Here is a 19,319-nt window from a genome sequence, read left to right on the forward strand (position 1 = left end):
GCGCGTCCGCGCCCGGGTGAAGTGAACAGCGGGCAGCGGTCCGGCCAACTCCCCGTGGGCGCGGGTCCGCTGAGCGGTGGGCGCACGCATACTCTCCCCGGTCCCGTCCGGTACCCGAGGGAGACAGGGCATGGCCCCCACCACCCGCCGCAGAGCCCCCACCACCCTCGGTGCCGCCCTCGCGGGCACCGCCGCCCTGCCCGCGGCCCGGGCCCGGGCGCTCGGGGGCCACCGCGGCCTGCGTCCGCTGCGGCACGCCCACGCCCACAACGACTACGACCACCCGCGGCCCCTCCTCGACGCCCTCGACCACCGCTTCGGCAGTGTCGAGGCCGACGTCTTCCTCGTCGGCGACCGGCTGCTCATCGGCCACGCCGCCGAGCTGGATCCGGCCCGCACCCTCGAATCCCTCCACCTCGACCCGCTCGCCGCCCGCGTACGGGCCAACCGGGGCCGGGTGTACCGGGGGTGGCACCGGTCCGTGCAGCTCCTCGTGGACATCAAGACCGAGGGCTCCTCGGCGTACCGCGAACTCGACCGCCACCTGAGGCGCCACCCGCACCTGTTCACCACCTGCGCGCGCGGCCGGGTGCACCCGGGCCCGGTCACCGTCGTCGTCTCCGGCGACCGCGCCGCCCGCGCGCCCATGGAGGCCCAGGGCGAGCGCCGCGCCTTCCACGACGGCCGGCTCACCGACCTCGGCAGCGCCGCCCCCGCCTCCTTCGCCCCGCTGATCAGCGACAACCGGACACTCCACTTCACCTGGCAGGGCGAGGGACCCTTCCCGGACGCCGAGCGGCGAAAGCTGCGGAGCATCGCCGGGGCCGCGCACGCGCACGGGCAGCGGGTGCGGTTCCGGGCCACCCCGGACACCCCCGGACCGGCCCGGGACGCCCTGTCGACCGAACTGCTCGCCACCGGCGTCGACTTCCCGAACACCGACGACCTCGCCGGCCTGGAGGCGTTCCCCGACGCCCGCCCCTCCGCGTAACACCACACGATCGGGGGTCGTGTCAGCCGCCCGGACGAGCCTCCCGCTGGGCCACACTTGCGGCCGGACGCCGCACTCGGGGCGTGGCCGAGGAGGTTTCGATGGTCATTTCCATCTCTGTGGTGGTGCTGCTCCTGATCCTGGCCGTGATCTTCATGCGCAACGGCGCGCTGAAGGTCTCGCACGCCCTGGTCTGCATGCTGCTCGGCTTCTTCCTGGCCGGCACCAGCATGGCGCCCACCATCCACGACGGGTTCACCGCGACCGCCGACCTGGTGAGCAGCCTGCAACCCTGAGCGCGCCGTGCCCGTCCCGGCGGCCCGGGCGTCGTCCGCCCGTCAGGGCTCGCGCAACGACTGCGGGAGTCGCGTCGAGCGCGCGCACAGGTCCGCGCGGTTGGCGGCGCCCGTCTTGGTCATCAGGCTGGCGATGTGCTTCTCGGCCGTGCGCGGGGAGATGAACAGCCGGTCGGCGATGTCCTTGTTGCTCAGCCGGTCGGCGAGGAGCCGGAACACCTCGAACTCCCGCACGGTGACGCCGAGGGCCCGCAGTTGCTCGGGGATGCCGTTCGTGCCGGTGCGGTGCTGGTGCACGGGCGCCCCCAGCCGGCGCAGGGCGGCCCGGCAGGCGTTCGTGACGGCCGGCACGCCCCGCTCGTGGAAGTAGTGTTCGGCCCGCCGGAGCCAGGCGACCGGTTCGCCCCAGCCGTCCTCGTGCGCCGCGTCCGCGACCAGCCGCAGGCCCAGGTGCAGGGCGGCCGGGTAGTCGGCGGCCTCCCGCAGCGCCGTGGCGATCCTCTCGGCCGCCGGCCCGGGCCGGCCCTCCCGGCCCAGCAGGACGGCGTCGGCGAGCGTGACGAACTGGCGGTTCCACCGCATGCGCCCGACCGCCGTGGAGGCGATCTCGTCGTGCCGGGCGCGGTCCGCGTCCCCGGCCAGCACGTCCAGCAGCAGTCCCACCCCGTGCGTGCCGCTGAGGTGGTAGGTGCTGGGGTTGCGCTGTTCCAGTACCGACACCGCCCTCAACTCCGCCCGGGTCAGCTCCCGGTCCTCCTCCATCAGGGCGCAGAAGGCGCGGGCCATGCCCAGGGTGAGCGGTTCCTCCTGGGAGCCGGCCCCCTCCCAGTCGGCGAACGCCTCCAAGGCGGCCTCCATCGCCCGCCGGTCGCCCAGGTGGGCCTCCAGCGACGCCAGCGACATGAGTACGTACCGGACGACCGGGGCGAGCCTGAGCCGGCGGACGACCGCCAGGCACTCGGCGGCGGCCTCCCGCGTCGACCCGTACGCGCCGCGCATCACGCCGTCCAGGACGAGGATGCCGTCGACGGTGTGCACGATGCTGACCGAGCCCAGCCGCAGCGCCTCCTCGCGGGCGGCCAGCAGCCCCGTGGTGTCGCCCTCCGCCAGCCAGTCGTTGCCGCCGATGCGGGTCGCCGCGTACATCCGCCGCAGCGGGAGCCGGTGCCGTTCGGCCGTCGTCAGGGCCTGTTCGAGCATCGCCCGGGACCCGTCGGGATCCCGTTCCCGGGCCACGGTCGCCAGCAGTTCCCACGCCTGGCAGGCCACCGAGGGCAGCGCGTAGCGCTCGGCGGCGTCCGCGGCCGAGCGGGCCAGCTTCTCCGCGTGCTGGGTCCGGTCGGTGCCCGGGGTGTCCAGCGCGAGGTAGGCCGCGGTGACGTCGACGGCCGCCGCGGTCGCCCCGTCCGGGTCCGGCCCGAGCATCTCGCGGGCCCGGTCGATCTGCCGGTTGCCGTCGCTCCACCGTCCCGCGGTGTGGGCGACCTTGGCCAGCCGGGTGTGCAGGACCGCCAGGTGGGCGCCGCTCAACCCCGCGCTGTCCAGGGCGTGCAGGTGTTCCACCAGGTCGAAGGCCCGGTCGAAGTCACCGGATTCGGCCAGCGCGAGCAGCAGGTGCTCCAGCACCCCGGCCCGCTCCTGCGGGCCGGCGCCCCGTGCCAGCAGTCCCTCGGCCCGGCTCAGCAGGGTCACCGCCGAGCCCAGCGCGCCGGCAGTCAGCGCCCGGCGCCCGGCCTCCGCGAACAACCGGCCGGCGGCCGTGTCCTCCCCGGCCTCGCAGCGCAGTCCGGCCGCCAGCGCGCACCACTCGCCGGGCAGGCGCGGGTGCAGTTCCTCCACCGCGTCCGCCCCGCGCCGCGCCAGCTCGGCCCGCTGGCCGGGCGTCAGCTGGGTGAACAGCGCCTCCACGGTGGGGGAGTGGCGGAAAGAGTACCAGTCCGGCGCGGGCTCGTCCGGGATCACCAGCCGGGCGGCGACGCCGGCGTGCAGGTGGCTGAGCAGGGCCCGGTCGTCGACGCCCGTCATGCGCTGCAGCACGGTCAGCGGGAACCGCCGGCCCAGCACGGCCGCCGCCGACAGCAGCGTCAGGCCCTCCGCGCCCAGCCGGTCGATGCGGCGCAGGATGCCCCGGGCCAGCGCGGAGGAGACGTCCCCGCGCGGATCGCCCACGGTCCGCCAGCCGTCCGTCGCCTGGACGAGGGTGCCCGCACCGATCATCGACTGCAGCAGTTCCTCGACCAGGTAGGGGCTGCCGGCACTGTCCTCCCACAGCCGCTCCAGCACCGGTGCGGGTACCTCGCCGGCGGTGGTGCCCAACTGACCGGCCACCAGCTCGTGCACCTGCGGACGCGTCAGCGGGGGCAGCTCCACCACCGAGGCGGCGCCGCGCCGGCGGGCGGACTGGGCCAGGTCGAGGGCGTCGCTGAAGTCGGTGCGCACCGTGGCCAGCAGCAGGACCGGGGTGTACTCCAGGTTGTCGACCAGGTATTCGAGGACGCCGAGCGTCTCGGGGTCCGCGTCGTGCAGGTCCTCCAGCAGCAGGAGCCGGCCACGGCCGTGGTCGGTGGCCAGCAGCAGGCGCAGTACGGCCTCGCCCAGGATGACCATCGTGCTGCTGTCGCTGTCCCCGGTGTTCCAGTCGGGTATCAGACGCCCCAGCACCGGCCGGTAGGGCCCCAACTGCAGCTCGCCCAGCGGCTCGCCGCTGCGGAACAGCGACATCAGCGCCTCGGTCAGCGGCCGGAACGGCACGGCGGGTCCGGTGGTGCTGCTGCGTCCCCGCAGCACGCTCATCCCGGCCCCCAGCGCACTGCCCACGGCCTCGGCGGCCAGCCGGGACTTGCCCACCCCGGCCTCCCCCACCAGGAAGACCACGCCACCGCGTCCCTGCCGGGCGCTGGACAGCGCGCGCTCCAGGAAGCCCAGTTGGGCGTCCCGGCCGACGAGGGAAGGCGCTTGGAAACGCATAAACTCGAAGCATAATCGGAACATCGGGGATCATGGCAGACCGTCCGTGTCCTGATACCGGCCCCGCGCCCGCCGGGCGGACGGGTGGCTCCCGGCCGGGAGCCACCGCGGGGCAGTCACCGCACCGGGGGCCGGCTCGTTCAGCGCGGCGCGGAGACCGAGGTGTCGATCGTGCTCAGCGTGATGACGATGCCGCTGGTGAGGACCATGCCGGCCAGGACGCGGACGCGGGCGCAGGCGCGGTTGCGGCCCGAGAGGGCGATGCCGCCGGCGGCGTCCTGCTCGTCGGGGGAGAGCGCGGGGATCTCGGTGCCGGCGTCGGCGAGGGACACGGACGTGGCGCGGCTGAGGTTCTGGTTCATGACGGTGAGCCCCTTGTTCTGTGGAGAGTTCTGAACGAGTGGTGGAGGAGACGGGCGCGGCGGGGGCGGCGGACGGACGGCCGCCGGTGGTGGTCCTCAGCGCGCGGGGAGCGGGCCGGTGCGGCAGTGCCCGAGCAGGAGCGCGGACGGGACGAGGGTGGGGAAGCCGAGGCGGAGCAGTCCGTAGCCGATGCCGGCCAGGCCGGTCAGCAGCCCGGGGGAGGGCACCTGGTCCGGGGTGGCGCAGCGGTGTTCCCGCGCCTCGACGGTCGCGAGCACCCGGCCCGTGTGGCGCGCCAGCGCGGCGGACGCCGTCGCGTCACCGCGGTCGGCGAGCACCGACAGGGCCTCCAGGGCGCCGAACACGCCGTGGCCCGGGCTGAGGTCGGCGTCGTCGCACAGGGCGGACAGCCGGCCGGAGAGGCCCTCCGCACCCGGCAGGTGCGCCGCGGCGGCGGCGATCCCGGGCAGTCCGGTGGTCCAGGAGGCGTCGAGCGGGGCGTCACCGGCCGCGGTGAGGGACGAGCGCAGCAGGCTGGTCGCGACCGCCGCGTGCCCGTCGCCGTCCGCCCGCTGGTCCGCGTGGCGCGACAGGGCCCAGCCGATGCCCGCGTCGCCCTCGGCGAACCCGGCGGTGCCGCCGCCCCGCGCGACGGCGGGAGCCAGGCCGTCCGCCACCGCGTCGGCCAGGTCCAGTGCCTGGTACGCGCCGCCGGCGTGGGCCGCGACGGCCGCGGCCAGCGCCCCGGCCGCACCACCGGCGAGCCCGGGGTCCGCGCAGGCCGCGACGGCGTGTCCCAGCGCGGTGAGCGCGTCCGGCAGCGACTCCGCCAGCTCGGGGTCCAGCACGACCGACAGGCGGACCAGGCAGTACAGGATGCCGCCCAGCCCGTCGTACGCGCCCGGCCCGACCGTCGCGCACAGCTCGGGGTCGGCGGCCAGCGTCTTCAGCAGGGTCGGCAGCGGCCGCACCGCCTCGCGGGCCAGTACCGTGTACCGCTCGGCGCCCGCGAGCAGGCCGGCCTGGGCCAGGAAGAGCGCCACCCCGCTGTAGCCCTGGGCCAGCCCGGCACCCATCGGCAGCACCGACCAGTGCCCGCCCGGCAGGCGTTCCAGACCGAGCCAATTGGCCCGGCCGCCGGAGCGCACGGTACGGGCGGCGATCTCGTCGGCGATCCCGCAGGCCGCGGCCAGCAGGCGCGACGGTTCCGCCGCCACGGCCGGCGGGCACGCCGGCAGCAGCGCGGAGCGGGGCCGCCGCAGCGGGGAGCCCGCGTCCCGCGCGGCGAGCGTGGCCGACACGATCCACTCCTGGTCGTGGCAGTCCACCTCGTCCATGCGGGCGATCTTCGCGCGCACCGCGGTCAGGGCCGGCACCGGCAACAGGCCGGGCAACCAGGTCCCGTCGGCCGTCCGGACCCCTGTACCGGACGGCCGATGGGCGAAGAGGGGGACGTCCCCGCGCCACAGGTCGGCGGTCTCGTGCTCGACGAGCCGCTGGCGCGCCGGGTCGTGCACCGACTCGGTCCACAGCACCGCGAACACCGCGTCCCGGGCCAGCGCGTCACCGAGCAGCGCCGGGTGCGTGGACTCCTCCAGCAGGGTCGCGTACAGCCGGGTGGACCGGACGATCAGCCGGGCCGGGCTGTCCGCGCGCAGCGCCAGCGGACCGTCGTCCGCGGCCAGTTCACCGCCGTGCGCGCGGACCGCCGCGTACGCGGTGCGGAACCCCTCCAGCAGCGCCGCGCGGTGGTCGGCCCCCGCGAGGCGGGGCCCGCCGGGCAGCGGCTGGTTCTGCGCGGCCGGGCTGGTGACGGGGCCGCGCGTCACCCGCATGGTGTCCAGGCCGGTGTCCTCCCAGCGCAGGCCCTCGCTCGGGTAGGTGCCCTCCTCGGCGCGGCCCAGCGCGGAGATGTCCAGCGCGCCGTGCTCGCCGATCAGCAGGTGCGGCAGCAGGCACGTACGGTGCACCGACGCCTGCAGGGCGTCCGCCGCCGGATCGGCGCCGGCCGTGGTGGCCTGCGGGAGCCCGGTGTGCAGCAGGGTCTCGGCGTCCACCAGCACCGGCTGGCCGGCGCACGCGATGACGTTCTCGTAGTGCATGTCGGCACCGTCCACCGCGTACAGCAGTGCCAGCAGCGCGCCCTGGCGGCGGTAGAAGGCGTCCGCCTCGGTCACCGTGCCGCACCAGCGGTGCTCGATGAACTCGAGCCAGCCGTGGTCGTCCCGCCGCACCGTGCGGGGGGTGCGCAGCTCCAGACCGGGGACCCGGCCGGCGAGCCAGGCGGTCAGGTCGTCCAGGAGCGCGTGGTGCTCCAGCGAACGCGGCTTGTACACCGCCCGGGAGCCGTCGGCGAAGCCCAGCACCGCCACCGACCGGCCGCCGCGGTGGGCGTCGCCGCAGCCCAGCTCGATCCGGGCGAGCGGACCGGGGTCGCGCCCCCCGAACAGGACGGCCGTCAGGTCGGCGCGGTCGGCGAGCAGGCGCAGGCCCAGTTCGGCCACGGCGTCGGCCGCGTCCAGGGCCGTCTGGCCGAGCATCCGGGCCAGCACCGGGTAGGCGGTGAACAGCGTGCGCAGTCCGTCCGGAGCGCCGGTCGCGGCGCAGAACGCGGCGAACCGCTCGCGCGGTCCGGCCCCGGCGAGCCGCCCGGCGCGCCGGGCGCGGTCGAGTTCGCGGACCAGCGTGCGTCCCGCCAGCCGGGCCAGCCGGTCCAGCAGCCACCGCTCGAACGAGGTCCGCAGCACGTGGCGTTCGGCCGCCGGCAGCGGCTCCAGGCGCCGGTCCAGGGCCGTCGAGGCGGGTGCCGCCAGCGGCGCCACGACCGGTGCGAACACCTCGGGCCCGGTGGCCCCGCCCGGCAGCGGCAGCCGGGCGTCGTGCGCCGCCAGGTCCACGGCCTGTTCCACGTACCCGGCCCAGCGCGGCGTGCCGGTGCGGGCGGCCAGGTGCCCGGGTGCCTCGCCGGCGAGGGCCGCCACGGCGGATTCGTCCAGGCCCAGGTGTGCCAGCCGGGCGGCGAAGCCCACCGTGTCCCCGGCGGCCCAGGGAGCCCGGCCGGACAGGGCGGCCGCGGGTGACGCCGCGGGACGCCCGGGGGCGGCCACCCGCTCGGCCAGGGTGAGCGCGGGGGCCCACCAGGCGGGCGGCAGGTGCGCGCTCCGGGGGGTCGGAAGGGCGGCTGGTTCGGTCACGGGAAGAAGGTCGCAGACGCCGTGCGACCCCCACATGGGGGTACGTCCCCCATATTGTGCGCGGGCCCCCGCCCGGCGGGTGGGGGCCCGCCCCCCGCGCACCGGTCCCGGTCCCGGCCGCGTCCCTGCTCGGGAGGGTGAACCAGCAGGCCACAGCGGGTTCCCATGTTCCGGCAGAAAGGCCGCCGACCCCTCCGGGCCGCCCCGCACCCGCGTGCGGAAGCCGTGCTTCCGCGCCGCGTGCGCGGGTGGGGGATCCCCGGTGTTCGCGGCCGCGCGCCCCGTTGCCCCGGCACCGGCCGCCCGGAACGCCCCGTTCCCGGGCGGGGCCTCCCAGGGCCTCTCGCGGCCTCCCGGGACCGCCCGGCGCCACCGGTGGGCGCGGCGGTCCTCGGCCGGGTGCGGCACCCCGGCGCAAGGTACCGGGGCGCCGCGGCCCCCCGAGCCCGAAGGCGCCGGTGCGTCAGTTCCCGGCGGCGGGCAGCAGGCGCGGCTCCAGACGTTCCTCCACGGCCCGGTCGCCCTCGCGCGTCACCACGTACGCGCCTTTGCCCGCCGCCTCCGTGACGGCCTCCACCAGCCGGGTGCCGTGGTAGACGAGGCCGACCCCGTCGTCCGTGCAGTGCGCCGTCGGCAGGGTGCCGTCCGCGACCAGCCGGTGGATCAGCGGGCGGCGGCCCGGGTCGGAGTCGTAGTGCACCCCGTTGCCGTACGGCAGGAAGCCCAGGGCGTTCGTGACCGGGCGCAGGTCCGGTCCGAAGGAGTCGGTCGCGCCGCCGCGGAACCAGCAGATCGACCCGGCGCTCACCCCGCTCAGCACCACGCCCGCCCGCCAGGCGCGGCGCAGCGCGCCGTCCAGGCCGTGCACCCGCCACACCGCCAGCAGGTTGGCCACCGAGCCGCCCATCACCCACACCACGTCGTGCGCGAGGAGCGTGCCCTCCACGTCCTCGACGTTCGGCATGGGGAACAGGTGCAGCGGCGTCAGGTCGAAGCCCGCCACCCGGGCCGCCTCGTGCATCCGCGCCGTGACGTGCTCGGCGTCCCCGACCGCCGTTCCGAGGTACAGGATGCGGGGGCGCCGGCCGTGCACGCCGGAGAGGTCAACCGCGTGGTGGACCAGGGAGTCGAACAGCACCCGGGAGCGCGGATCGGCACGATGCCCTCCGGAGGTGGCCAGGACGGTCGGCTGCGAAGCGGGCATGCGCGCGATCGTAACGCCTGTTCGGGCACGCCGGTGGCGAAACGGGCCCTCACCCGGCGCCGTACGCCGGCGGCCCCGTCCGCCAGAACTTGGGTGGCCGGCCCGCATCCGCCCCCGCACCGGCTCCCGTCTACTGGTGTCCGGCCGGCGGACCCCCTCCGCGGCGGCACGGGGACGTGCCGTCCCGTCCGGTGGAGCGCCGTCCGACTCGACACGTCCGACTCGACACGTCCAACAGGTGCCGTACGACAAGACATTCAGGAGTGCAGGACATGGGGACCTCTCTGGGGATCGACTCCGTCGCTCGGAGCGTGTACCTCGCCATGGTCGACCGGCCCGGTGCCGGCGTGGCCGAGCTGGCGGAACAACTGGGGGAGACCGAGGACTGGGTCCGGGACGGGCTGGAGCGGCTGTCCGCCCTCCTGCTCGTGGTCCCCGCGGACGGCGCCACCGGTTGGCGGCCGGTCGACCCGGAGGTCGGCCTGGCGGCGATGCTCGCCCGGCAGCAGGCCGAACTGGCCCGCCACCGGCTCCAGGTCGAGGACAGCAGGCTGGAGGTGACGCGGCTGCTGTCGGAGCACGGCCGCGGCAGCCGGTCGGGCGTGCCCGGTGTCGAGTGGCTGGCGGGCCCGGACGCCGTGTGGCGGCGCGTCGCCGACCTGGCCGAGAGCTGCGCGCAGGAGTGGCTGACCGTCGGGCCGACCGAGCGGCTCGGCACACCGGCCGTCGAGGCCGGCCGGCCGGTGGACGAGATCCTGCACAGGCGCGGCACGCCCACGCGCACCATCGTGCTGGAGAGCGTCCGCAACGACCCCGGGACGATGGGGCGCCTGCGGTGGCGGGGCGAGCACGCCGGCGCGGTGCGCACGCTGCCGTCGCTGCCGGTGTGGATGATCCTGTCCGACCGCACGCACGCCGTGGTGCCCGTGACCGGTGCCGCTTCCGTCATCGGCGCCATGGTGTGCGGCGTCGAGTCGGTCACCGAGGCCTTCGCGGCGCTGTTCGCCCGACTGTGGAAGGAGGCCCAGCCGCTGACCGACGCGCGGCCCCGCACCCGCGGCAGCCTCTCGCTGCAGGAGCAGCACGTCCTGCGGCTCTGGGCGCAGGGCCTGACGGACGCCGCCGCGGCCCGCCGCATGGACGTCTCGCTGCGCACGGTGCGCCGGCTCTCCGAGAAGCTGACCGACCGGTTCGGCGCGCAGAGCCGTTTCCAGCTCGGCGCCCTGGCCATCGCCCAGGGCGGCATCCGCGTCGAGGACATGGTCTGACGCCCCTCCCGCGCCTCCTCGCACGCGCCGCCGTCCAGGGCCGGACCCCGTCACCGGGGTCCGGCCCCTCGCGGTGCGCCCGGGGCGGGGCCGCCCCGCCCCGGGCCGTCCTCACCCGGCCGGCGCGAACTGCGCCGTGATCGCCGCCATCATCAGGTCCGCGATGCTCTGGGCCAGCTCCGCGGGGGTGGGGGAGTCGAACACGGTCCGCACCGGGACGTCGACCCGCAACGCCTTCCGCAGCCGCGACGCGACCTGCGTGGCGAGCAGCGAATGCCCGCCCAGCTGGAAGAAGTTGTCGTGGACGCCGATGCGCTCGATGCCCAGCAGATCCGCCCAGACGCAGACGACGGCGCGTTCGACGGTGTTGCGCGGAGCCGTGTACGCCGTCTCCAGGTCCGGCCGCCGGCTGTCCGGGAGCGGCAGCGCCGCCCGGTCCACCTTGCCGTTGGCGGTCAGCGGCAGCCGCTCCAGCACCACGAACGCCGCCGGGATCATGTAGTCGGGCAGGTGCCGTCCCAGGTGCGCGCGCAGCTCCGTCGTGCTCGGCGCGCCGGGGCCGGCGGCCACCAGGTAGGCCACCAGCCGCTTGTCGCCGGGCACGTCCTCGCGCACGACCACGCTGACCTCGCCGATCCCCGGGTGGGTGAGCAGGTTGGCCTCGATCTCGCCCAGCTCGATGCGGTTGCCGCGGATCTTCACCTGGTTGTCGATGCGCCGCAGGAAGTCCAGCTGCCCGTCCGGCCGCCACTTGACGAGGTCGCCGGTGCGGTAGACCCGGCTGCGCACGCCCTCGGCCTCGAACACCGTGAACCGCTCCTCGGTCAGCTCGGGCCGCCCCCGGTAGCCGCGGGCCACCTGCACGCCCCCGACGAGGAGTTCACCGGGCACCCCGACCGGCACCGGACGGCCGTGCTGGTCCACCACGAACACCAGGGTGTTGGCGACCGGCCGGCCGATCGGCGGGACGGTGTCCCCGGGCTCGGCCACCGTGGAGGTGACGATGACCGTGGTCTCGGTGGGCCCGTAGTTGTTGACCACCCGGAAGGGCAGCCGTGCCCGCGGCGGCATCCGCAGCCGGTCACCGCCGGTCAGCACGTAGTCCAGGGTGCTGTCCGGGCCCCAGGCGAGCGCGGCCAGGGACTCCAGCATCGGCGTGGACAGGAACGCGGCGTGGACGCGCTGCTCCTGGAGCCAGTCCCGCAGCAGGTGCGGGGCGAGCCGGACGTTCTCGGTGGTGGTGCAGCACGTGGCGCCGCGGGTGAGGCCCAGCCACAACTCCCACGCCGCCGCGTCGAACCCGATCCCGGCGAGCAGACCGATCCGCTGACCCGGCTCCAGCCCGTACTCGGCCGCCGTCCAGTGGATCAGGTTGACCAGACCGCGGTGCTCGACCTGGACGCCCTTGGGGCGGCCGGTGGAGCCACTGGTGTAGATCAGGTAGGCCAGGTGGTGTGCGGCGGCGGCCGGCTCCGGGTCGGCGGCCGGTTCGCCGGCCAGCAGGTCCCCGTCCCGGTCGAGCAGCAGCAGCGGCACGCCGGACGGCAGCCGGTCCGCGTGCGCGCCGTGGGTCAGGACCACCGGGGTCTGCGTGTCCCGCACCATGTACGCCAGCCGCTCGACGGGGTACTGCGGGTCCAGCGGCACGTACGCCGCTCCCGCCTTCAGCACGCCCAGCTCGGCCGCCACCAGGTCGGGCCCGCGTTCCAGGCACACCGTCACCGGCATGTCGGGCCGCACCCCGTACCGGGTCCGCAGGTGGTGGGCGATCCGGTTGGCGCGCGCGTTCAGCTCGCCGTAGGTCAGCGCGCCCTGGGGGCCCTCGACGGCGACGGTGTCCGGCTGCCGCGCCGCCCACCCCTCGAACAGTCCGTGCAGGGTGGCGGTGTCCGGGTAGTCGCGCGCCGTGTCGTTCCACTCGGCCACGATCCGCCGCCGCTCGGCCGGCGTGAGCAGGCACAGCTCCGACAGCCGCGCCCCGGGAGCACCGGCGACCGCGTCCAGCAGGCTGCCCAGGTGATCGGCCAGCCGGACGACCGTCTCCCGCTCGAAGAGGTCCGTACGGTACTCCAGCGTGCCGCGCAGGTCGCCGCCGGCGTCCTCGGACATCATCAGGCTGAGGTCGAACTTGGCGTCCGGCAGCGTGACCGTGAACGGCTCCACCTCCAGGCCCGGCAGGTTCCAGGCGTGGTCGTCGGGCGTGTTCTGCAGCGTGAACACGGTCTGGAACAGCGGGTTGCGGGAGGAGTCGCGGTCGGGGGCGAGCTCCTCGACGAGCCGTTCGAAGGGCAGGTCCTGGTGGTCGTAGGCGCCCAGCGCGGTGTCCTTGACGCGGTCGAGGAGCTCGGTGAAGGCCGGGTCGCCGGACAGGTCGGTGCGCATGACGAGGGTGTTGACGAAGAAGCCGATCAGGTCCTCGGTCTCGGCGCGGTTGCGGCCCGCGATCGGGCTGCCGACGGCGATGTCGTCCTGCCGGCTGTACTTGGCCAGCAGCACCTGGTACACCGCCAGCAGCACCATGTACAGGCTGGCGCCCCGGGCCGTGGCCGCCGCCCGCAGCCGCGCGGCCACCTCGGCCGGCACCGCGAACTCCACGCTGTCACCGCCCCCGGGCCGGCCCGCCGGCCGGTGCCGGTCGGTCGGCAGCTCCAGCGGCTCCACCCCGGCGAGCCGCTCCCGCCAGTACGCCAGCTGCCGTTCCAGCTCGTCACCGGTCAGCCGCTCCCGCTGCCACACGGAGAAGTCCGCGTACTGCACCGGCAGCTGCGGCAGCCGCGCCGCGGCACCCGACACCGCCGCCCGGTAGCCCTCGCGCAGCTCGCGCGCCATGACCCCCTGCGACCAGCCGTCGCAGACGACGTGGTGGACCGCCAGGAGCAGGTGGGCCTCCTCGTCGGCCAGCCGCACCAGGCTCGCGCGCAGCAGCGGGCCCGACGCGAGGTCGAAGGGCCGGCCCGCCTCGGCCTCCACCAACTCCCTCGCGGCCAGCAGCCGTTCCTCCGGACCGGCGAGGTGCCGCAGGTCGTGGACCGCCGCCCGGACCGGTGCCGGCGGGTCGACCACCTGTCCCGGCCGGCCGCCGTCGTCGGCGACGAACCGGGTCCGCAGGGCTTCGTGCCGGGCGACCACCGCGGTCAGGGCCGCGTCCAGGGCCGCCGTGTCGAGTGCGCCGCCGACGCGCAGCGCGAACGGCACGACGTACTCGGCCCGGCCCGGCTCCAGCTGGTCCAGGAACCACAGCCGCTGCTGGGCGAAGCTCAACGGGAGCGGACCGCCCGCGCGGTCGGCGGGAGCGATGCGCTGCGCACCGCCGGTGTCCAGCTCCTCCACGACGGCCGCCAGCGCGCCCACGGTCGGCGAGGCGAACAGGGCCCGCACCGGAACCTCCACGCCCAGCTCCGCCCGCAGCCGTGAGGTCACCTGGGTGGCCAGCAGCGAGTGGCCGCCCAGCGCGAAGAAGTCGTCGTCGACCCCGGTGACCTCCGTGCCCAGCACCTCGGACCAGGCCGCCGCCACCGCCCGCTCGGCCGGCGTGCGCGGTGCCGCGCCGCCGGCGCCGCCGGTGCGGGGCTCCGGTGCGGGCAGGGCGCGCCGGTCCACCTTGCCGTTCGGCGTCAGCGGCAGCCGCTCCAGCACCACGAACGCGGACGGCACCATGTAGTCGGGCAGTTCACGGCGCAGACGGGCGCGCAGGCCCTCCTCGGCCGGGCCGGTGCCGCCGGCCGGGACCACGTACGCCACCAGCCGCTTGTCGCCCGGGGCGTCCTCGCGGACGACCACGGTGGCGGCGGCCACCTCGGGGCCGTCCAGCAGCACCGCCTCGATCTCGCCCGGCTCGATGCGGTGGCCGCGCAGCTTGACCTGGTCGTCCAGCCGCCCGAGGAACTCCAGCCGGCCGTCGGGCAGCCAGCGCACGCGGTCGCCGGTGCGGTAGACCCGGCGGGGGGTGCCGTCGAGGTCGAGGGTGACGAAGCGCTCCGCCGTCTGCCGGGGCAGCCCCCGGTAGCCGCGGGCCAGCCCCGCGCCGCCGACGAGGAGCTCGCCCGGCACGCCGGTCGGCACCGGCCGGTCGTGCCGGTCGACGACGTACACGACGGTGTTGCGCACCGGGCGGCCGATGGGCGGCACCGGGACGCCCGGGACGACCTCGGCGGAGGTGGTGACCACCGTGGACTCGGTCGGCCCGTAGTTGTTGACGACGCGGAAGGGCAGCCGCAGCCCGGCCGGCAGGTGCAGCGCGTCCCCGCCGGTCAGCACGTACTCCAGCGTGGTCGGCTCCGACCAGTCCAGCGCGGCCAGCGCCTCCAGCACCGGTGTCGACACGAACGTGCCCCGCACCCGCTTCCCGGTCAGCCAGCGCTGGAGCAGCGCCGGGGTCAGCCGCACCGTGTCGTCGGGCACGCACACGGTGGCGCCCGCGGCCAGCGCGGGCCACAGCTCCCACGCGGCCGCGTCGAACCCGACACCGGCGAGCAGCGCGACCCGCCGGCCGGGTGCCACGGCGAAGCTCTCGACCGTCCACCGCACCAGGTTCGCCAGGCTGCGGTGCTCGATCTCCACGCCCTTGGGGCGCCCGGTGGATCCGCTGGTGTAGATGACGTAGGCCAGGTCGTCCGGGGCCGCGGCGGGCTCCGGGTCGTGCGCCGGCAGGTCCGCCAGGCGCGGCCAGTCCCGGTCGGTGAGGAACCGGGCGGGCGCCCCGGGCAGCCGCCCGGTGCGCGCGCTGTCGGTGACCACCAGCACGGCCCCGGTGTCCGCGAGCATGAAGGCGAGCCGGTCGGCCGGGTGCTCGGGGTCCAGCGGCACGTAGGCGGCGCCGGACTTCAGGACCGCGAGCAGGGCGGTGATCTGGTCGGGCCCGCGCTCCAGGCAGACGGCGACCACCCGGCCGGGACCGGCGCCGTGCGACCGCAGGTGCCGGGCGAGCCGGTTGGCCCGCGCGTTCAGCTCGCGGTAGGTCAGCTCCCCGGTGTCCGTGAGCACCGCGGCCGTCCCGGGCCGGGCGGCGGCGCACTGCTCGACGAGCCGGTGGACGGTCGTCCCCCCGGCCCCCGTCGCGGACGCCGTCCCGCTCCACTCGGTCAGCACCCGCCGCCGCTCGGCACCGCTCAGCACCTCCAGTTCGGACAGCCGCCGCTCCCGGCCGGTGGCCGCGGCGCGCAGCAGGGTGGTGAAGTGCCCGGCCAGCCGCTCCGCCGTGGCCGGTTCGAACAGGTCCAGGGCGAACACCAGGCTGCCGTCCAGCGAGCCGTCGGGCCGCTCGGTGAGGAACAGCGTCAGGTCGAACTTCGCCTCCTCCGCCCGCACCGCGAACGGCTCCACCACCAGGCCCGGCAGGCCCCAGGCGTTCCCGTCGGGCGTGTTCTGCAGCACGAACATGGTCTGGAACAGCGGAGTGCGCGACAGGTCCCGGTCCGGGGCCAGTTCCTCGACGAGCCGCTCGAAGGGCAGGTCCTGGTGGTCGTAGGCGCCCAGCGCGGTGTCCTTCACCCGGTCCAGCAGCTCCCCGAAGGTCGGATCGCCGGACAGGTCGGTGCGCATCACCAGGGTGTTGACGAAGAAACCGATCAGGTCCTCGGTCTCGGCACGGGTGCGGCCCGCGACCGGGCTGCCGACCGCGATGTCCTCCTGCCCGCTGTACTTGGCCATCAGCAGCTGGAACACGGCCAGCAACGACATGAACAGGCTCGCCCCGCGCCCCGCCGCCGTCCGCCGCACCGCGTCGACCACGTCGGCGGGCACGCCGAGGGCGACCGTGCCGCCCCGGCCCGAGCGCTCGGCCGGCCGGCGGTGGTCGGCCGGCAGCTCCAGTGGCTGCACCCCGGCGAGCCGCTCCCGCCAGTACGCCGCCTGCCCGTCCAGCGCCGGCCCGTCCAGTGCCCCGCGCTGCCAGACCGCGAAGTCCGCGTACTGCACGTCCAGCGGGGCGAGCGCGGCCGGACGGCCCTCCACGGCCGCGCCGTACAGCTCCCGCAGCTCCCGCGCCAGGACGCCCTCCGACCAGCCGTCGGAGACGATGTGGTGCACCGCGACCAGCACCAGCCACTCCGCGTCGGCCGTACGCACCGCCACCGCGCGCAGCAGCGGTCCCGACGCGAGGTCGAAGGGCCGGCCCGCCGCCTCCCGCAGGATCCCGCGCGCCGCGTCCGCGCCGGAGCACCGCGCGTCGTGCACCTCCACGGCGACCTCGCGCGGAGCGTCGACGACCTGCACCGGACGGCCCGTGCCGTCCGCGACGAACCGGGTCCGCAGGATCTCGTGCCGGGCCGTCAGCGCCGTCAGCGCGGCCCCGAACGCCTCCGGCACGAAGTCCCCCCGACGCGCAGCCCGACCGGGACGACGTACTCCGCCCGTCCGGGCTGCAACTGGTCCAGGAACCACAGCCGTCGCTGGGCGAAGGACAGCGGCAGCGCTCCCGCCGACCGGTCCGCCCGCGGCATCGCCGCCGCCGCGCCCGGGTCCAGCGCGTCCACGGCCGCCGCCAGCAGCGCGGGGGTCGGCGCCCCGAACAGCGTGCGGTACGGCACGTCGACCCCCAGGTCCCGGCGCAGCCGGGAGGCGACCCGGGCCGCCAGCAGGGAGTGCCCGCCCAGCTCGAAGAAGTCGTCGTCGGCACCGACCGCGTCGACACCCAGCAGCTCCGCCCAGATGCCGGCGACCGCCCGCTGGGTCGGGGTGCGGGGCGCCGCGTACGCGGCGGAGACGTCCGGGCGGTGGCCCTGCGGCGCGGGCAGCGCCTTGCGGTCCACCTTGCCGTTCGGCGTCAGCGGCAGCCGCTCCAGCGTCACGTACCGCACGGGCACCATGTGCCCGGGCAGGTCCCGGGCGAGCGCCGCGCGCAGCTCGGCCGCGCCCGGGGCGGCTCCGCCGGCCGGCACCAGGTACGCCACCAGGTGCTTGTCGCCCGGCGTGTCCTCACGCACCACGACGGTGGCCGCCGCCACGCCGGGCCGGGCGAGCAGGGCGTTCTCGATCTCGCCCAGTTCGACCCGGTGCCCGCGCAGCTTGACCTGGTCGTCGATCCGGCCCAGGTACACCAGCCGCCCGTCCGGCAGCCACTTCACCAGGTCACCGGTGCGGTACACCCGGGCGTCCGGCTCCGTGGCGAACGGGTGCGGCACGAACCGCTGCGCCGTCAGACCGGGCCGGTTCAGGTAGCCGAGGGCGAGGTTCACCCCGCCGATCAGCAGTTCGCCCGGCACGCCCACCGGCTGCACCTGGCCGTGCGCGCCGACCACGTACACCTCGGTGTTGTCGATCGCCCGGCCCATCGGCACGTGGTCCGCCCCCGGGTCCACCGACCCCGTCCGGCCGGCCACGTTGCCGACGGTCGCCTCGGTCGGCCCGTACTCGTTGACGATCACCGTGGCGTCCGTGCCGCCGGCCAGCACCCGGTGCGCCAGCGCCGGCGTCAGGTCCTCGCCGCCGGCCACCACCGTCGCGACGGCGTGCCGCAGCCCGTCCTGCTCCAGCCGGGCGGCCAGCAGCTCCAGGTGGGACGGCGTCGCCTTCAGGAAGCTGACCGGCACCCCGGTCGCGACGAGGTCGACGGCCGCGTCCCACACCGTCCGCCCCGGGCCCGGCCGCGGCACCACCAGCCGCAGCCCCTGCACCAGCGGCAGGAACAGCGCGGTGACCGTCAGGTCGAACGCCGCCGACGAGCACAGCAGCGAGCCGATCTCCGCGCCGGGCGCCGGCGGGTAGTTCCGGTCGCACCAGTGCAGGTAGTTGACCACTCCCCGGTGCGCGACGCGCACGCCCTTGGGGCGGCCCGTGGAGCCGGAGGTGTAGATGACGTACGCCGGGTCGTCCGGTCCCGCGGCGGCCGGCGGGGCCGTGCCGTCGCCGGCCGGCCACTCCCGGTCGGTCAGCAGCAGCTCCGGTCCCGGGGCGAACAGACCGGCGTGCGCGGACTGCGTGACCACCACGGGAGCGGCGCTGTCCCCGACCATGTACCGCAGCCGCTCGGCCGGGTACGACGGGTCCAACGGCACGTACGCCGCACCGGACTTGAGTACTCCGAGCAGGGCGCACACCAGGTCCGCGCCGTGGTCCAGGCACACCGCGACCAGCGTGCCGGGGCCCACGCCCCGGTCCCGCAGGTGGTGCGCCAGCCGGTTCGCCCGCTCCTCGAGCGCCCGGTAGGTCAGCTGCCGCCCGTCGTACTCCACGGCCACCGCCTGCGGCTGCCGCGCGGCCCGCTCCTCCACCAGGCGGTGCACGGTCGCGGTGCCGGGGAACGGCGAGCGCGGTCCGTTCCACTCGGACAGGATCCGCCGCAGTTCCGCCTGCGTCAGCATCTCCAGCGCGGCCAGCCGCGTGCCCGGCGACCCGGCGGCGGACCGGGCGAGCACCCCGAAGTGCCCCGCCATCCGCTCCGCCGTGGCCCGGTCGAACAGGTCCGTCCGGTAGCCGAGGACACCGCGCAGCGCGTCGCCGTCGGCGACGACCTCCAGGGTGAGCTGCGCCGACGGCGGGAACAGCGCGGCCTCCCGGGCCGTCGCGCGCCACGCGAACCAGGGTGCGCCGGCCAGGGTACCGCCGGCCGCCTCCACGAGCCGCGGCCACGGCAGGCCGCCGCGCGCCCGCACACCGGACGCGACGTGCGCCAGCGCCTGCTCGAACGGCGGGTCGCCGTCCGCTCCGCGCACCACGGCCGCCGTTCCGTCGCCCCGGGGCACGACCACCGGGACGTCGCCCCGGCCGGCGTGGCGGGCGAGCAGGGCCTGGAACACCGTCAGCAGGACCGCCGACGGCTCCACGCCCCGGTCGCGGGCCAGCGCGGACAGCGCGTCGGCCGTGGCCACGGGGACGTCGAAGCAGATCCGGCCCGAAGGGCCCGGTCCGTCCCCCGCCGGCCGCCGGTCCGCGGGCAGTTCCAGCGGTTCCAGCCCCGCCAGCGCGTGCCGCCACTCCTCCACCTGGTGATCAGCCACCGTTCACTCCCCAATGTCAGCACGTCTCAGCGGTACAAGCGGTTCACGGACGGCACGTCACGCAACGGCGCGCGGCGCACGGCGCGGGGTGCCGCCGGGG

The 19,319-nt window shown here is 76.2% G+C and carries 9 protein-coding genes; 3 read left to right on the top strand and 6 right to left on the bottom strand.

Annotated features, from left to right (window positions below):
- The first annotated feature begins 130 nt into the window (after nt 1–130).
- Both QQY24_RS26765 and QQY24_RS26770 read left to right on the top strand, forming a co-directional pair.
- Nucleotides 131–991, top strand: coding sequence for a phosphatidylinositol-specific phospholipase C/glycerophosphodiester phosphodiesterase family protein (locus QQY24_RS26765; RefSeq protein ID WP_301975272.1), 861 nt, complete (start codon nt 131–133; stop codon nt 989–991).
- Nucleotides 992–1,092: 101 nt separating this feature from the next.
- Complete coding sequence (locus tag QQY24_RS26770; RefSeq protein ID WP_301975273.1) at nt 1,093–1,287, top strand: hypothetical protein; 195 nt, start codon at nt 1,093–1,095, stop codon at nt 1,285–1,287.
- A gap of 42 nt (nt 1,288–1,329) precedes the next feature.
- On the opposite strand, the gene QQY24_RS26775 is transcribed toward QQY24_RS26770, so the two are convergent.
- The 4 genes from QQY24_RS26775 to QQY24_RS26790 all read right to left on the bottom strand — a co-directional run bounded on the left by QQY24_RS26775 (nt 1,330) and on the right by QQY24_RS26790 (nt 9,015).
- The gene (locus QQY24_RS26775; RefSeq protein WP_301975274.1) at nt 1,330–4,254 is read right to left on the bottom strand and encodes a LuxR family transcriptional regulator; all 2,925 of its coding nucleotides are present in this window, start codon (nt 4,252–4,254) and stop codon (nt 1,330–1,332) included.
- Nucleotides 4,255–4,394: 140 nt separating this feature from the next.
- Complete coding sequence (locus tag QQY24_RS26780) at nt 4,395–4,616, bottom strand: hypothetical protein (protein WP_301975275.1); 222 nt, start codon at nt 4,614–4,616, stop codon at nt 4,395–4,397.
- Nucleotides 4,617–4,712: 96 nt separating this feature from the next.
- The gene (locus QQY24_RS26785; protein WP_301975276.1) at nt 4,713–7,811 is read right to left on the bottom strand and encodes a type 2 lanthipeptide synthetase LanM family protein; all 3,099 of its coding nucleotides are present in this window, start codon (nt 7,809–7,811) and stop codon (nt 4,713–4,715) included.
- Between the two features lie 463 nt (nt 7,812–8,274).
- Nucleotides 8,275–9,015, bottom strand: a complete 741-nt coding sequence (locus tag QQY24_RS26790; RefSeq protein ID WP_301975277.1) for a peptidase E — start codon at nt 9,013–9,015, stop codon at nt 8,275–8,277.
- A gap of 272 nt (nt 9,016–9,287) precedes the next feature.
- Here QQY24_RS26790 and QQY24_RS26795 point away from each other — a divergent pair, with 272 nt between their 5' ends.
- Nucleotides 9,288–10,283: a helix-turn-helix domain-containing protein gene (locus QQY24_RS26795; RefSeq protein ID WP_301975278.1), complete on the top strand. Its 996-nt coding sequence runs from the start codon at nt 9,288–9,290 to the stop codon at nt 10,281–10,283.
- A 111-nt stretch (nt 10,284–10,394) separates the two neighbouring features.
- Here the strand turns inward: QQY24_RS26795 and QQY24_RS26800 are convergent, their stop codons facing one another.
- Nucleotides 10,395–16,589, bottom strand: coding sequence for a non-ribosomal peptide synthetase (locus QQY24_RS26800; protein WP_301975279.1), 6,195 nt, complete (start codon nt 16,587–16,589; stop codon nt 10,395–10,397).
- A complete protein-coding gene (locus QQY24_RS26805; protein WP_301975280.1) occupies nt 16,562–19,219 on the bottom strand; it encodes an amino acid adenylation domain-containing protein in 2,658 nt (885 codons plus the stop codon). Before QQY24_RS26805 ends, QQY24_RS26800 begins: the two co-directional genes overlap by 28 nt.
- Between the last annotated feature and the right edge of the window lie 100 nt (nt 19,220–19,319).

It is taken from the genome of Streptomyces sp. TG1A-8 (assembly GCF_030499535.1).
GTDB lineage: Bacteria > Actinomycetota > Actinomycetes > Streptomycetales > Streptomycetaceae > Streptomyces.

Bases quoted from the DNA above. Each gene is read 5' to 3' on its own strand.
- QQY24_RS26795 (WP_301975278.1), top strand. From the start codon at position 9,288: ATGGGGACCTCTCTGGGGATCGACTCCGTCGCTCGGAGCGTGTACCTC.
- QQY24_RS26775 (WP_301975274.1), bottom strand. From the start codon at position 4,254: ATGCGTTTCCAAGCGCCTTCCCTCGTCGGCCGGGACGCCCAACTGGGC.
- QQY24_RS26790 (WP_301975277.1), bottom strand. From the start codon at position 9,015: ATGCCCGCTTCGCAGCCGACCGTCCTGGCCACCTCCGGAGGGCATCGT.
- QQY24_RS26765 (WP_301975272.1), top strand. From the start codon at position 131: ATGGCCCCCACCACCCGCCGCAGAGCCCCCACCACCCTCGGTGCCGCC.
- QQY24_RS26780 (WP_301975275.1), bottom strand. From the start codon at position 4,616: ATGAACCAGAACCTCAGCCGCGCCACGTCCGTGTCCCTCGCCGACGCC.
- QQY24_RS26770 (WP_301975273.1), top strand. From the start codon at position 1,093: ATGGTCATTTCCATCTCTGTGGTGGTGCTGCTCCTGATCCTGGCCGTG.